The 13694-nt window shown below is 44.1% G+C and carries 13 protein-coding genes and 3 pseudogenes; 7 read left to right on the top strand and 9 right to left on the bottom strand.

Going from position 1 to position 13694, the window contains the following annotated elements:
* Nucleotides 1-165: 165 nt before the first annotated feature.
* The 5 genes and pseudogenes from KNP80_RS14890 to KNP80_RS14870 form a co-directional block, all read right to left on the bottom strand.
* Complete coding sequence (locus KNP80_RS14890) at nucleotides 166-843, bottom strand: response regulator transcription factor (protein ID WP_029595517.1); 678 nt, start codon at nucleotides 841-843, stop codon at nucleotides 166-168.
* A complete protein-coding gene (locus tag KNP80_RS14885) occupies nucleotides 821-2224 on the bottom strand; it encodes a sensor histidine kinase (protein WP_214720038.1) in 1404 nt (467 codons plus the stop codon). Before KNP80_RS14885 ends, KNP80_RS14890 begins: the two co-directional genes overlap by 23 nt.
* Nucleotides 2225-2323: 99 nt before the next feature.
* Nucleotides 2324-3232, bottom strand: a complete 909-nt coding sequence (locus tag KNP80_RS14880; protein ID WP_214720039.1) for a F510_1955 family glycosylhydrolase — start codon at nucleotides 3230-3232, stop codon at nucleotides 2324-2326.
* Nucleotides 3233-3555: 323 nt separating this feature from the next.
* Nucleotides 3556-4100, bottom strand: a pseudogene (gene resA / locus KNP80_RS14875) (thiol-disulfide oxidoreductase ResA).
* 38 nt (nucleotides 4101-4138) lie between these two features.
* Nucleotides 4139-4845, bottom strand: a pseudogene (locus KNP80_RS14870) (cytochrome c biogenesis CcdA family protein).
* Between the two features lie 230 nt (nucleotides 4846-5075).
* Between KNP80_RS14870 and KNP80_RS14865 the strand changes: the two are divergent.
* The 4 genes and pseudogenes from KNP80_RS14865 to KNP80_RS14850 form a co-directional block, all read left to right on the top strand.
* Nucleotides 5076-5501, top strand: a pseudogene (locus tag KNP80_RS14865) (YdhK family protein); the annotation flags it as partial.
* 199 nt (nucleotides 5502-5700) lie between these two features.
* Nucleotides 5701-7152 (top strand): UDP-N-acetylmuramoyl-L-alanyl-D-glutamate--2,6-diaminopimelate ligase, encoded by a 1452-nt coding sequence (locus tag KNP80_RS14860; RefSeq protein WP_214835010.1) that lies wholly within the window; start codon nucleotides 5701-5703, stop codon nucleotides 7150-7152.
* A 25-nt stretch (nucleotides 7153-7177) separates the two neighbouring features.
* The gene (locus tag KNP80_RS14855) at nucleotides 7178-8338 is read left to right on the top strand and encodes a D-alanyl-D-alanine carboxypeptidase family protein (RefSeq protein WP_214835009.1); all 1161 of its coding nucleotides are present in this window, start codon (nucleotides 7178-7180) and stop codon (nucleotides 8336-8338) included.
* A gap of 143 nt (nucleotides 8339-8481) precedes the next feature.
* The gene (locus KNP80_RS14850) at nucleotides 8482-8961 is read left to right on the top strand and encodes a TVP38/TMEM64 family protein (protein ID WP_214686824.1); all 480 of its coding nucleotides are present in this window, start codon (nucleotides 8482-8484) and stop codon (nucleotides 8959-8961) included.
* A gap of 54 nt (nucleotides 8962-9015) precedes the next feature.
* Here the strand turns inward: KNP80_RS14850 and KNP80_RS14845 are convergent, their stop codons facing one another.
* On the bottom strand, nucleotides 9016-10137 hold the full coding sequence (locus KNP80_RS14845) for an ISL3 family transposase (RefSeq protein WP_214835008.1): 1122 nt from the start codon (nucleotides 10135-10137) through the stop codon (nucleotides 9016-9018).
* A gap of 293 nt (nucleotides 10138-10430) precedes the next feature.
* Between KNP80_RS14845 and KNP80_RS14840 the strand changes: the two genes are divergently transcribed.
* Both KNP80_RS14840 and KNP80_RS14835 read left to right on the top strand, forming a co-directional pair.
* Nucleotides 10431-10916: a hypothetical protein gene (locus KNP80_RS14840; RefSeq protein WP_214835007.1), complete on the top strand. Its 486-nt coding sequence runs from the start codon at nucleotides 10431-10433 to the stop codon at nucleotides 10914-10916.
* A 50-nt stretch (nucleotides 10917-10966) separates the two neighbouring features.
* Nucleotides 10967-11785 carry a hypothetical protein gene (locus tag KNP80_RS14835; protein ID WP_214835006.1) on the top strand — a complete coding sequence of 273 codons (819 nt, stop codon included), beginning with the start codon at nucleotides 10967-10969 and terminating at the stop codon, nucleotides 11783-11785.
* 261 nt (nucleotides 11786-12046) lie between these two features.
* Here KNP80_RS14835 and KNP80_RS14830 read toward each other — a convergent pair whose 3' ends face one another.
* From KNP80_RS14830 to KNP80_RS14820, 3 genes are read right to left on the bottom strand one after another with little or no spacing between them, the layout of a single operon-like run.
* The gene (locus KNP80_RS14830) at nucleotides 12047-12211 is read right to left on the bottom strand and encodes a hypothetical protein (protein WP_235263542.1); all 165 of its coding nucleotides are present in this window, start codon (nucleotides 12209-12211) and stop codon (nucleotides 12047-12049) included.
* 17 nt (nucleotides 12212-12228) lie between these two features.
* Nucleotides 12229-12534, bottom strand: a complete 306-nt coding sequence (locus tag KNP80_RS14825; protein WP_051638972.1) for a PRD domain-containing protein — start codon at nucleotides 12532-12534, stop codon at nucleotides 12229-12231.
* Nucleotides 12531-12647: a CAT RNA binding domain-containing protein gene (locus tag KNP80_RS14820; protein WP_081828354.1), complete on the bottom strand. Its 117-nt coding sequence runs from the start codon at nucleotides 12645-12647 to the stop codon at nucleotides 12531-12533. Before KNP80_RS14820 ends, KNP80_RS14825 begins: the two co-directional genes overlap by 4 nt.
* 543 nt (nucleotides 12648-13190) lie before the next feature.
* Between KNP80_RS14820 and KNP80_RS14815 the strand changes: the two genes are divergently transcribed.
* On the top strand, nucleotides 13191-13694 hold the full coding sequence (locus KNP80_RS14815) for a PCYCGC motif-containing (lipo)protein (RefSeq protein WP_214684186.1): 504 nt from the start codon (nucleotides 13191-13193) through the stop codon (nucleotides 13692-13694).

Here is a 13694-nt window from a genome sequence, read left to right as displayed (position 1 = left end):
CTGCCCATTTCACTTCACTTGAATATACGTTTTTGCCCACGCAAAAACACCTCCGATGCTAGCACTTTTTTTAAGTGTACCACTGCGAAGGTGTTTTTATATTGTCTCAAAAATTTAGGTTAGCCCAGGAAATATTTTCCGACGGACCTTTTCTTTTATCAAGCATCATTCTGCTTCATGGATCCATTTGTAGCCGATTCCCCAAACCGTGAGAAAATGATCATCGACCGGAAAACCGGACTGGCGGATTTTTTCCCGAACATTTCGCACATGCGAATCGATGGTCCGCCCTTCCGTCTCTGAGTCGAATCCCCAAATTAACTGGATCAGCTGCTCCCTCGTAAACACTTTGTCGGCATTCTTCATCAGGTGGCCCACCATCAGAAATTCTTTTGGCGTCAATTTGATGATATGTTTGCCGTACGTAAGTTCAAACCGGTCTTCGTCCCACACCAAACCGTCCACTTCAATGGTATTTTTCGGAGTTCTCCTGCGAAGCAGCGCCCCCATCCGGGCCAGCAACTCATCTTCATTAAACGGCTTTGTGATGTAATCATCCGCCCCGATATTCAATCCCTTAACAATATCCTCCTGTTGTTCCCGCGCCGTCAGCATAATGATTGGCACATCCGAAAATTTCCGGATTTCGCGGCACAGTTCCCAGCCATCCATTTCCGGCATCATGATATCCAGTAAGACGAGATCGAAAGGTTCCGATTCCAAATAGTCGAGGGCTTCATGAGCTCCCAGTGCTTTTTTACAGAGGTACTGATGCGGCTTCAAATATAAAGCCACTAAATCCAGCATTCGTTGTTCATCATCAACCAACAGCACTTTCTGCAAGCGAATCCCCCCTTTTCAATTCTATCAGGACGGTTGTCCCTTGTCCGTACTCACTTTGAAGCGTCATGAGACCACCGTGCGATTCGACGATTTCTTTCGCAATCGCCAGGCCAAGACCGCTTCCTCCGTACTGTCTGGATCTGGATTTATCGACCCGATACAATCGTTCAAAGACAAAAGGAAGATCTTTTTCCGGTATGCCCTCTCCTTCATCACGGATGCTTATGGTGATGGTACCTTTATCTTGGACTCCCTGTAATACCACTTGTGTTCCTTCAGGAGAATGCTTGCGGGCGTTGTCCAAGACATTCAGCAATACCTGCTGAAAACGTTCGGGATCAATGAAGGCGACAATCTCATGTTCACAATGGACAGCCAATGAAATCTGTTTCTCGTCAAAAGCTGGCCGAACCAAGGCAACGACGGATGCAAAAAGCATCTCCAGTGAAAATTCCTCTTTTTGAATGGCGAACTGGTTATGATCCATCTGAGCCAGCTCAAACAGCTGCCGGATCAATTCCGTCAAATGGGCCGTCTCTTCCCGGATGATGCCAATGTATTCCTTTTTCTCTTCCTCGGATGCATCCGGCCGGCTCGCGATATCGGCATATCCTTTGATATAGGTCAACGGCGTCCGCAACTCGTGCGAAATACTCGCCAAAAATTCATTCCGCTCATTTTTTAAATGTTCCAAGTCACTGGATAGAGCAGTGATGGCGTTCGCCAGCTCTCCCAACTCATCGTTTCGGCCAATATTCAGGCTGACCTCGTGGTGCCCTTCGCTTAACTGTTCCGTCGCTTCTTTCATCCGAATCAACGGCAACGTAATCAATCGGGATAGCAGAAAAATTGTGATGACGGTCAACCCGACAGCAATCAGGCCAACAATCAGGAATTGGTTTCGCAAATGACTGACCATCCCTTTGATATGATTGGTTTCCGCAAACATGAACACGTGGCCTCTATGTTCTCCTTCAATGGTGATTGGGCTGTCCGTCGCAATAAACTCTTTTTTGTCCCATCGCTCTTCCACGACCTTCCCTCCCTGCAGAACCTCATCAAAATCGGTGTGTTCCAACACTTCCCTCATTTCAGGTTCAATCAGATCGGAATGGGTCAATTCGTTGCCATCTGCATCCGTGATGATGACGATGAAATCGGAGGCCGATTCCATCAACGCCACATGGTTCAATGTCGCCGGTTCAAAACTGTCTTCCAATACTTCGCTGTGGGTGTTCCCTCTTGCAAGCAGGTTGGTCATGACTTCATCCACCCGTTCATTGACAAAAGTAACGTACAGGGTTAGAAACAAAACCAATTCAATGATGATAATAAACACAAAAAACAGCAAACCTATTTTCAATGCAAGCCTGTTTAACATGGCATCCCTCTTTAAGTCGATTGGTTAGCAGCAATCAAGACAAAGACTGCTGCCGAAAGCTGTTGGATTCGGTTCGTCTTTCAAACGGCTAGCTGGTTTCTACTTGGTTTTTCCCTCTTCCAGCAGCGTTTTCCAGGTCTGTAATCCGTCTTCCGACAAGTAGGCATTGCCTTCAAATGTGTAGATCGCCAGTTCCATTCCATCCATCGGGTTTTGTGCAATAAAAGCGACGGCATCTTGTGAAAGGTCCGGTGTATTCACCGGCTCGAGTTCTTCATTTTCCATAGTATACTTCACCAGAGCCGCCGCTGTCCCGTAGCTTCCGAAGTACAAATGGTCTTCGGTGAAATGCACCGCTGTGCCTGTTTCACTTCCGTCTGTAATGGCTTTAAAATTTTCTCCGCCATCCCGTGAGAAATAAATCCCTGCAGCCGTAGCTGCAGCGACGAAGTTTGAGTCAGCCGGGTGAAGAGCGAGCGAAGTCACTTCGCCTTCCAGCCCTTCAGCCTTCACAGTTTTCCATGATTCGCCTTCATCACCGCTTTTATATACGCCGGCTTCCAATAGGGAATTCTTGGCCGGATTGATTAGGAAAATGTCGTTACTGTTATATCCCACCGCCATGGCATGAAAATCCGTTTCTCCTTGAAATGCAATCTCTTCAATCGATTTACCGCTGTCGATGCTTCGCTGTATCCCTAGGGGATTGGGTAATTCTGAGTCTGCACTTGGGTGGCCCGACGTAATAAATCCTTCATTTGTTGCATTAAAGCCCATATAATCATGAAAATTATCCGCCGTTTCGAACCAGCCCTCTTCCCGGTAAATTTTCAGCCCGGTATGCGAGGCAAAATACAGTCCGTTCTCATTTCCTGCATAACCCATCCCATGAACATGGTTCAGTTCCCCTTCAAACGGCACTTCAAATGAATCCGTTGTATCATTGCTGCAGCCTGCCAGCAAAAGAAAAGCCGACAGCACTGCCGTTCCTATTCTCTTTTTTTTCATGTAGATGCCCTCCGAATATGTCATTTTTTATTTTTTATAAGTATAACATTCTTAAAGTTTAACGAAAAAGTTTCGACTTTTTGTGCAGATATCTTGATTTCAAAACAGCTAATCCATTCCCTCTACAATTGACCCAAAAGGAATAATCCTTCCAATCGGTCCGGTGGAGGATCTTTGCCTGATTTTTATTTATAAATTTTCTACACCTGACATTTCTTTTCTTTCGGTTAGTCCACTTTAAAGAAATGTTTTTTTCTCGTTTTTTCTTTGCAGCATTTTTCAAAATAACGTGGCCCGCATTATGCTTGGGAAATTCAGAGGTATCAGCACGGTTTGATCTGTTCCATATAACTCGCGATATCCTCTTCGGACATTTCACCCGTAATAATTTTCTTGATTTTGCCCTCTTGATTGACTAACAGAGTAGTCGGCAATGGACGGATATTATAAGCTTCCATAACACTTTTGTCCTTATCGATAACAATCGGGAACGTTAAATTTCGCTGTTCAGCAAATTGTCTCACTTCATAATCGGATTGCGCAATATTGACAGCGAGTATCTCCACACCTTGATCCTTGTATACCTGGTACTGCTTTTCCATCAGCGGGAACTCTTTTTCGCACGGTTTGCACCAAGTACCCCAAAAGTTCACGAACACCCCCTGCCCTTTGTACTCAGACAGCTGATGCCGTTCCCCGTTCAAATCCGTCAACGCAAAATCGGGTGCCGAATCTCCAACTTGCAGCAATTCGTTTTTCTCTTTTGTTAATCCGTTGTAGATGGTAAATGCAATAGCGACAACCAGAATGAACAAATACTTGTCCTCATAATCAAGCGATTTCTCTTTTTATCCTTTTTAGCAGCCATACACTGTCACGTCCTTCCTAGATGCTGGGTTGAGTCCATTAAAACCCTGTAAATCCACCCGTAAATTGCGATAAAAAAGCGATGATTTCTGTCAGCATGTCAAAGTAAAGTAAAACGCCCATCAGAATCATTAATGCTCCTCCTATTGACATGAAAAGAGCGCTCTTCTTCTTCAAGAAAGTCATTTTCTCAATAAAAAACGACATCAAGAGAAAAGGAATGGAAAATCCCAGAACGTAAAACAGCATATAGAGTAAGCCACTGTCCGGATCCGCTACTCCGAGTGCAATAACTCCTGCAAGTATGGGACCGGTACACGGGGTCCATCCAGCTGCAAAGCCAATGCCGATCAGAACAGAACCCGCGTATCCGGAGGGCCTTTTCTGGAACTGTAATTTCTTATCCGACAGCAGGAAGTCGAATTTCAGAATACCGGTTAGGACCAAGCCAAAAAACACCATCAAAATAGCGCCCAATTGACGTAGAAGAACTTGATATTCCAAGAAGAAGTTTCCGATAAGCGAAGTCGACAAGCCCAACGCTAAAAAATGATGGAGAAACCTATCAAAAATAGAACCGTATGAATCAAAGCCGTGCTCCTCATCATTCCCTTGCCCGTCTTTAACTCATTGACTGAAACTCCAGTAAGGTAGGATAAAAAAGCCAGATACAAAGGAAGGGAGCATGGAGAGATAAATGATAAAAGCCCTGCGCCAAACGCAAGATACAAACTAATTTCCGCCACTTGTACACCTCCTATTACAGTAAGTTGAATCCTCTTCTTTATCATTTTTGTATCCCTTAAGGAATCAAATGAAATTTTCTATATAAGACTCGGGGAATTTCAAGGTATGTAAAATTAAATACAGCCCCTCTCTTAACTTCTACTTCCCCGTGCTTGCTTAACCGTTCCAGAAGACGTCAACCAATCCAGTTTACCGATTAATTCTTGATTTTCTGTGCAGTTTCTTCTATTCCGGTTCAGGTGAAGTCCCGGATGATTTGCAGGAAGCCGAAAATCCAACCTTTGAAGTTGGAAGCCAGGCGATTATTGAAACCGATCATATGGAAGGCATGAAAGGTGCTGAAGCCACAATTGTCGGGGCTTATGATACAACCGCCTATGCAGTGACCTATACGCCGACGGACGGAGGCGAGCCGGTTGATAATCACAAATGGGTGATTCACGCAGAATTGGAAAATCCAGGTGATGAACCATTGGAAACGGGCGATAAAGCGACCATTGCCGCTGACCATATGGAGGGAATGGACGGCGCAACGGCTACGGTTGATTCTACCGAAGAAACGACCGTCTATATGGTTGATTTCGTCCCGACCACCGGAGGCGAGGAAGTCACCAATCATAAATGGGTGACTGAAAGCGAACTGTCACCCGAATAAAAGCGCCAAAACCCGGGATCTTGTCAACAAGATCCCGGGTTTTTATCTGTAATGGTTCATAAAGGATTCGATTTCGTTTGTATTACAAAAACATTAAGTTTTAGTAGTTAGGCTTCCCGTATAAATTCTGCACATTTTTTCAACATTTTTATAATAGAATAAATCAAATTTAAATAGTTTTAGAGAGGTCACCAAATCTATGAAAACAAATCAGCTTTTGAACGAATCCGGTCTAATCTCCCGATTAGATTCCAGAATATTAGAATTAGACATCAAGGGGATTGCCGATAACTCAAGCGATGTGGAAAAAGGTTTTGTGTTTGTTGCTATTAAAGGATTTGAAATTGATGGTCACGGGTTTATTGACCAGGCAATTGAAAAAGGGGCAGCCCTTGTCATCGGAGAACAAGAAATTACCCGGTTAGGTGTCCCTTATTTACAGGTGGAAAATAGCCGGAAAGCGCTTGGCATCCTGGCCAGGAATTTTTATGGCCGTCCATCTGACCAGAAAATAATGATTGGAATTACGGGCACCAACGGAAAAACGACGACGAGCTATATGCTCCAGCACTTTCTGGAAAGCAACGGTATGAGTTGTTCTGTCATCGGTACCAACAAAAATATTATCAATGGCGAAAAAATGAAAAGCTCGAACACCACACCAAATTCACTCGCTCTCCATAAACTGTTGACCCTCAGTCAGGATGAGGTCGTCATTATGGAAGTTTCTTCTCATGGACTGGCCCAGTATCGGTTAGAAGGCATTGAATTTGATTACGGCTTGTTCCTCAATCTTCACCATGAACACCTGGATTATCACAGTTCCATGGAAGAATATTTTCAGGCGAAGCTTACAATGTTCAATCAGATGAAAGAACATGGGATTGCTGTAGTGAATACAGATAATGAGTGGGGACGAAAGCTCTGTGGAATCCTGCAAACAAAGGGAAAACCGATTTATGCAATTGGCACATCCACTGAATGCAACCTGCGTGTTGCAAAATTTCATTCACTGTCCTCCACTATGCGGGTGATTGAAAGTAACGAAACGTATCAAATGGTCGCTGCCATGACCGGAATGCACAATATGTATAACACCTTAATGGCCTACGGAACATCATTGTTGCTGGGTATCCCCAAAGAAAAGCTCTTAAACTCCATTCACCATTTCAAGGGAGTCGATGGACGCTTTGAGATCACGAAACTGGCCAAGGGCTCGATCGTTATTGTGGATTATGCCCATACTCCGGATGCCATCTCTTACTGCCTGGAAACTGCAAAATCACAAGGGGCCCAACGAATAACCCATATTTTCGGCTTTCGTGGAAATCGAGATGCCAGCAAGAGAAAGCACATGCTATCCATATCTGCTGAAATGAGTGACCGCTACATTTTAACGTTGGACGACCTGAACAATGTTTCTCCAGGAGATATGCTGGAAGTTTTAAACCAACTAAATGAAACATACGGCAACTCAAAAGGCAGCATCGTTCCAGACCGTACACTCGCCATTCAGCAAGCAATCCATGAAAGCAAGGAAGGCGACTGGATTGTGATTACCGGTAAAGGACACGAGAAATACCAGCAAACTTTTCATTTACCGACTGATTCGGACCGGGAAACCGTCAATTATATAATAAAGCAGAACTAAAATAATCACTCAGGAGGGAGTAGTTATGAAAAAACTAAGTGTTGTTTCAACCATTTTAATCATGATCAACACTTTAATCGTTTCGTCCGTTTTCAGTAAAACTGATGACCCGTCCCTGCCAAACGTATCCAGTGAAGCAGCTATTGTCATGGAAGCAACGACTGGAGAAATCCTCTATGAAAAAAATGCACAGTCGCAGATGTATCCTGCCAGCCTAACAAAAATTGCCACAGCCATTTATGCAATTGAAAACAGAAAATTAAATGATGTTGTAACCATCAGTAAAAAAGCACGCAATACGGAAGGCACCCGTGTTTATTTGGAAGAGGGAGAACAAGTGACTTTAGAAAAACTGTTGCTGGGCCTCTTAGTCAACTCTGGAAATGATGCCGGCGTCGCCATTGCTGAACACATCAGCGGCAGCGTTGAGTTATTTTCTGCTGATATGAATTTATATTTAGAAGATGTAATTGGCCTGCGGAATACGAACTTCGAAAATCCCCACGGTCTTTTTGATCCCGAGCATGTTACGACAGCCGAAGATTTAGCGAAGTTAACCCGATATGCGATGAAGAACGATGAATTCATGAAAATATTTGGAACAAAAGAACTGCCCTGGAACGGTGAATCCTGGGATACCACGCTTTATACCCACCACAAACTATTAAGGGAAAAACCTTATGAAGGCGTTACGGGTGGTAAAACCGGGTTTGTGCCAGAAGCAGGCGTCACGCTGGCCACGACAGCCAAAAGAAAAAACCTGAATTTAATTGTCGTCACCTTAAAAAGCGACACAGAGGCAGAAGCTTATGCTGACACTATTCAACTTTTGGATTTTGGATTTGAAAATTTTAAAACAGTGAGCATTCCGAAAGAAAGCAGCTTTTTTGCCGGTGATGTGGAATACATTACGCCAGGCGATTTCTTTTATACACACCAAACAGATGAGCAAGTGACAATCGCTGTAAAAGAAGATGGACTATTAAGGATTACTGATCAGGATGGCACTCTTTTGTCTTCTTATCAGTTTCCCGTTGTCAGTGCTTCTGAGACAAACCTTCCTTCTAATTCTGAAGACGTTCGCACATTTTTCCCACCTGGGATTTTAAGTTCAATCTATTTGTTCCTCCTCGTCGTTGGCTTTTCAGGATTAGTGTATTACCGAATTCGAAAAAAACGGATATAGAACGCACTTCTCTATCTTAAAATTTCATTCAACTGAACTTTTATATACCATCAATTTTTTAAACAGCGCAGGAGGCTGATTATACCATAAACACTCAGTTCCCCGTTTTAGAATTTCTGCTGCTTCTCATTTTCAACATAAGTATGGGTGCAGTTGGCTTTTTCCCAAGCTTTTTGCTCACGTCTCTCAATATCAGTTCTTTAGGGTTAACCATTGGCGTCATCCTTTCTTTGTCGGGGGAGATTTTTGGCGCTATCGTCGGATTTTACCTATATCGATATGGGTTTTCAAAAGTTAATCCAAAGTGGTTAAAGCGGCCGTTCTGGAGGTACATCCAGAGTTCTTCAATAAGCCGCGTCTTCTGGGCAATCATCTTGCTGCGCTTAATTCCTTTTGTCCCATCAGGTCTGGTAACAGCAGGGGCGGCCTTGACGCCCATTCCAGGTGGCTTATTCATTATTGCCAGCACCATCGGTAAAATTCCGGCCGTTTCTCTTGAAGTGGCTGTTGTTTATGGCCTTGTAGAATCCATACCTCCCGGTTATCAGTACGGCTTATTTATTTTGATCTTTCTATCGTTTCTAGTGATCTGGGCAAAGAACAAAAGAAAAAATTCTTTGTAATTTTACCCCCTGTTTGAGAAAACTTCGATAAATTCATCCTCTTTTTCTGGCTCATCACCATAACTCGTGGTTGCTATTTTGACGACCGATCTCGAGGCGCAATCTTAAAAAGAATCGTTCGAGGTTTCGATAGCCATAACCACGGCGTTTGATGAGCTTGATCTTGTTGTTCGTCCCTTCCATCTTCCCGTTCGACAGCCTTGACACGATGGTCTGGCGCATCGCTTGCTCCCGGACCCGGATTGCTTTCGCGATCTTCGCCAGGGGCCCGCACGGATGGAACTGATAACGGTCCAACCAGTCCGACAGCCGCCGTTGCGCCTGTATCTCGCACGTCGCCTTCAGCACATACCGGATATGCTGGAGCCCTTGATAGAGGTTCCGAATGAATGGATCTTCCTGAATACAGGAACGGACGACCTCCCGGTCTTCCCCAGTCAGTGTTTCCGGGCGACGCGCGAGCGAACGATCGATCACGCGAACGTGGTGATGGCGTCTTGCCTCGTTCAAAAAACGACGCCGTCGGCGAAGGGCGTCCGTGACGAACTGGACGAGGTGGAACCGGTCCAGCACATGTTCTGCCTCCGGGAAGACATGGTTGATGGCCTTCGCCATCGCCGGTGCAAAATCACTGACGACAGAACGGATATCCCCGGATATGCCTTGAAGTGCTGCCGTGATGGCTGCCACGTCCCGGCCCGGGACAATGGACAGAAGCTGGCCACTCTTGGCATCGAGGACAATCGTCGCATAGTGGTGCCCCTTTCTCGTGGCGAACTCGTCGACCAGGACTTGCGTTGCACGCTCCATCGTCTCCACCGAAGCGTACTGATAGAACCAGCGCTCCACCGTCGTATAAGGGAGGCCGTACTCGCGTGCGACATCTGAGATCGTCCGTCCGTGGCAACGTTTTGCGATGCCTTTCCGGAAAACCTCGGTGGAAGTGCGGACGAGCCCGAGACCGTAGTCATACACGAACGTCAAATCACAAGAGGTGCATCTTTGACGTGGGACATCCAGTTCGATCCAGAGTACACCGACGTTCCACGCATGACCGTGTCGAAAGCGACGCCGCTTTTTCGAATGCAGGATGGTCTTTCTCTGGCACAGCGGACAAGGGATGTCATGTCGATCCGGGATGACCGGAAAAACGTTTGGTTCTTCGTCTGACGACACTTGGATCTGAAAAAGGGCTGGGAAGTGGAAGAAGTAATTTGATAAACTGTTGGGACAAAGCGAAAACTCCAATCGTGGTTTGTCTAAGCAACAATTACGATACCGGGGTTTTCGCTTTTTTTCTATGTTCAATTCAAAATCCGATGGATTTTATGTGTCAACCACACCTTATGGTGATGAGCCCATGAAAAGTCATTTCGGATAATTACTTCCTTTATTCTACACAGTTATGTAATTCTCCATTACAAATGACTTTCGTACAACATCAAACTTATGTAACGGGAGGAATTAGGATGCACAAAAAAGATGATTCTCTCGACAAGAAGGAATTTCAGGAGTCAGAGTTAAAGAACAAACGTCGTCAGTCTTTAGCTTTAGAGCAAACCATTCCGCTTAGTGAATTAACACTAACAGACCCTATCATGAAAGTGACGCTATGGATCGGGAGTTTTGGCGTTTATAACGAGTCCATTTTGACTTTTCATTCGAACGGTTTCGTTAAACGAGAACTCTTGATCCTTCAAACGTTTGGCGAGGAACAACGGATAGAATCCGGTTGGTACAACCAGGATGACTCTGCAAAAGTCTTAAAGAAATTCAATTCTTTTAAGACGCATCTCTGGCCGGAGTTGTTCGTAGAAACAGAAACAATCACTCACGATGGGACCCAGTGGAAGTTGGAGGTCTGTAAGAAGGGGGAGGAGACTAGTTCCTATAGCGGCAGCAATGCTTACCCGCCGAAGTGGAGGTCCCTCAAAAAATTGTTCGGCCACTATTGACGTCCAATCGTTTGTTGACCAGCCCCTACAGGAAGGTATGAGGATGCCACATGGGAAAGAAACGAAAACCAATCCGCAAAGTCGTCAAATATGCCCCTAAACTTGTTCTAGAGTCCGCCGCGTCACTCGGTCATTACGGAGCGCTTGCTTTTGAAATAAAAACCAATCCAATCAAACTTCTCACGGTCAATTTTTCCGATGAGCTCGCAAAGTCTCCCTATGTGAAGTTTAGACGCCGCTTCATGGACTATCTCGCATGGAAACTGTATTCGGAGGGCGATATGACCCTCGAGAACATGTCTTGGCTCATGGAAGAGTTCAAGACATGCGACGATGTCGTCAAACTGTTCATCGCCCGTGCTAAAGAGATTTCGGAGATCAATCACTCTTATCAGGCGACCATTCTATTGGCCATCTACTCTGCGAAAGTGTTCGCCCGGCCAGAACTCGCTGCGAATAGTGAGTCCGCTTTCTTCTTACATCTTCTGTCACAAGTGAATGACAACGACCTTCGCCATTTTGAACTCATCTATGACCACGCGGCTGCTCTCGAACTTAAATTTACACTAGTTTACGCTTGTGACGCCTATTATCAATCGATCGGTGATCCAGTCTTTCAACAACTTCCCCCTCAAGAACGTGAGGCTGCCCTCCTGGCGAGGCTAAGCGACGACCCGGAATTCGTATCGTTTTACACGAGTACAGACAAGCTGACATTCCTGGGTGTATTGATGCAGCGTTCGTTCAGTTTTGGAAGCATCGGACATACTCAAATCTCATTGAACCCGTATAGCAATACGTTAAAAGAACTATTAGAAGAGTCTCGGTTGTTGGAAGAGTCCTTGATGCGTTCATCGAGCCCTTCTTAACCTTACGCTCGTACCGCCTAATCTCGATAATTACCTCTCCTGATCAATCTAGATTTTTGTATACAAAAAAATGATATATGGTCATATATAATCAAAAGCGACGACAATACTTTGAGATGTGTATATTTCTAAAGGGACAGAGTGCTTTCCAGACAATCGATTCGACTCCACTTTGATGGATATATAAAAGAGTGTATACATTTCGACGTCGAAACGTGTACACTCTCTTTTGTTGTCGAGTCATGGCATGTCGTGACTCAATCATGTATATTTTTGTATGTACATCGCATCATCTGCGACCAAAATCAGTGTCTCTAGTGAGTCCCCGTCTGTCGGATAAGCAGCTTCTCCAATTGAAGCATCGAGCGTCACCGGCACATCTCCGATTGAGAGCTCGTATTTAAATGTCGCTTTCTTGAAGTCCAAAGGATAAGGCGAAAGGATCACGAACTCATCTCCGCCGATGCGACCGAGTACTCTTTCGCATACAACTGCTTAATTTCCCACTCTAACGCAGAACGGAAGTTCATCCCTTTTCGGGCACGTTCGACCGCAAAATTAATGTGATCACCTAGTCCAAGGAGAGCCATGTTGTTGACCGTATTCCCTACTTCAGTTTCATAAAGTTGGAGAATATCGCCGGCCAATTCGATGTCCTTCACATCGATTCGTTGTAGAAGTGCTTCCAGCTCATGCACAGATGCCTGTTGTTCTAGTACAAACTTTTGTGTGATTTTGACATCTCTCAAGGTGTCTCCCTCTCGAATACCGAACCAATGCCACTTCCAGTCACTATTTCTTCAACATTATTATCATTTTCAATCAAAACGACATTATTGTTAAAAACTTTCACAACTTTCATATTAGGTCCCTCTCTTTTAGGTGCTTGTCCACACAAAAAGGCATAACCTAAAAAAAGCGGTACACTCAGAATTCATTATAGCGATTCGTGCGCACACGAAAAACCCCGAGTGAGGCACTTTTTTCAAGTGTCCATCATTCGGGGTTCAGTTCATATATACGTGTATGGTGTCTATATAGAGTGACATATCGTTTTTTCTTTAAATTATATTTATATATAAAATGTATTTTGACACACTAAAAATTAAAAACTATCATACAAGTAGGGTATATCTTTTAAAATGAGACCCTTTGTTTAAAGAAGACTATTTAGAGTGAAAAACACAAGTACTGGAACTTTAAAAGGAATTGAAGGACAAGTTCGAGGTATACATCAAACGATTGATGACGATTCATGAATTAACTGAATCAATGAAAACTATGTCAAATGAATGAATAGGTATTATCTTGAACAGAAAAAAGAGCTACTAGAAAATACGAAAAATGCTAATTCACACGCTTTGTTTTGCGCGCCTACAAAATTATCTCGAGGGAGAATCGAATCGTGAAACTTAACATACTCTTAAAAAGAGTAAGCCTTATTAGCCTGTCCTTGATCGCGGTCGGCTGTGCTCAAGACACGACGAAGTCTTCTACTCCCAATCATTCAAAGGAAGCCGATCATGCGAAACATTTGAGCGGTGACAAGATTGAAGAAACATCATCATCGGTGATACTTCCTACATTTTTAAAAACTCAACCTGAAGATGTACGAAATGTTTATCAAGCTGTATCAAAAAATCGTAAACTACTAGAGAAAATGCCTTGTTATTGTGGCTGTGGTGAAACAGTCAATCACAAAAATAATTATGATTGCTTCATAGAAGAAAATACGACGGATGGGTCGGTGAAATGGACAAGCCACGGAACAACATGCAGCACATGTCTTGAGATTGCTGTAAAGTCTATTTTGAAGCAACGGGATGGAGAATCGATTAAAGATATTCGTTCTGAAATCGATTCTTCGTATAAAGATGGCTACTCGAAACCGACACCCACTCCTTTATGA

The sequence above is a fragment of the Exiguobacterium sp. E4787 genome (assembly GCF_018618375.1).
GTDB lineage: Bacteria > Bacillota > Bacilli > Exiguobacteriales > Exiguobacteriaceae > Exiguobacterium > Exiguobacterium chiriqhucha.
This window is presented reverse-complemented; position numbering and strand designations above follow the sequence as displayed.

Bases quoted from the DNA above. Each gene is read 5' to 3' on its own strand.
- KNP80_RS14860 (WP_214835010.1), top strand. From the start codon at position 5,701: ATGAAAACAAATCAGCTTTTGAACGAATCCGGTCTAATCTCCCGATTA.
- KNP80_RS14885 (WP_214720038.1), bottom strand. From the start codon at position 2,224: ATGTTAAACAGGCTTGCATTGAAAATAGGTTTGCTGTTTTTTGTGTTT.
- KNP80_RS14855 (WP_214835009.1), top strand. From the start codon at position 7,178: ATGAAAAAACTAAGTGTTGTTTCAACCATTTTAATCATGATCAACACT.
- KNP80_RS14835 (WP_214835006.1), top strand. From the start codon at position 10,967: ATGGGAAAGAAACGAAAACCAATCCGCAAAGTCGTCAAATATGCCCCT.
- KNP80_RS14880 (WP_214720039.1), bottom strand. From the start codon at position 3,232: ATGAAAAAAAAGAGAATAGGAACGGCAGTGCTGTCGGCTTTTCTTTTG.
- KNP80_RS14850 (WP_214686824.1), top strand. From the start codon at position 8,482: ATGGGTGCAGTTGGCTTTTTCCCAAGCTTTTTGCTCACGTCTCTCAAT.
- KNP80_RS14820 (WP_081828354.1), bottom strand. From the start codon at position 12,647: ATGAAAGTTGTGAAAGTTTTTAACAATAATGTCGTTTTGATTGAAAAT.
- KNP80_RS14840 (WP_214835007.1), top strand. From the start codon at position 10,431: ATGCACAAAAAAGATGATTCTCTCGACAAGAAGGAATTTCAGGAGTCA.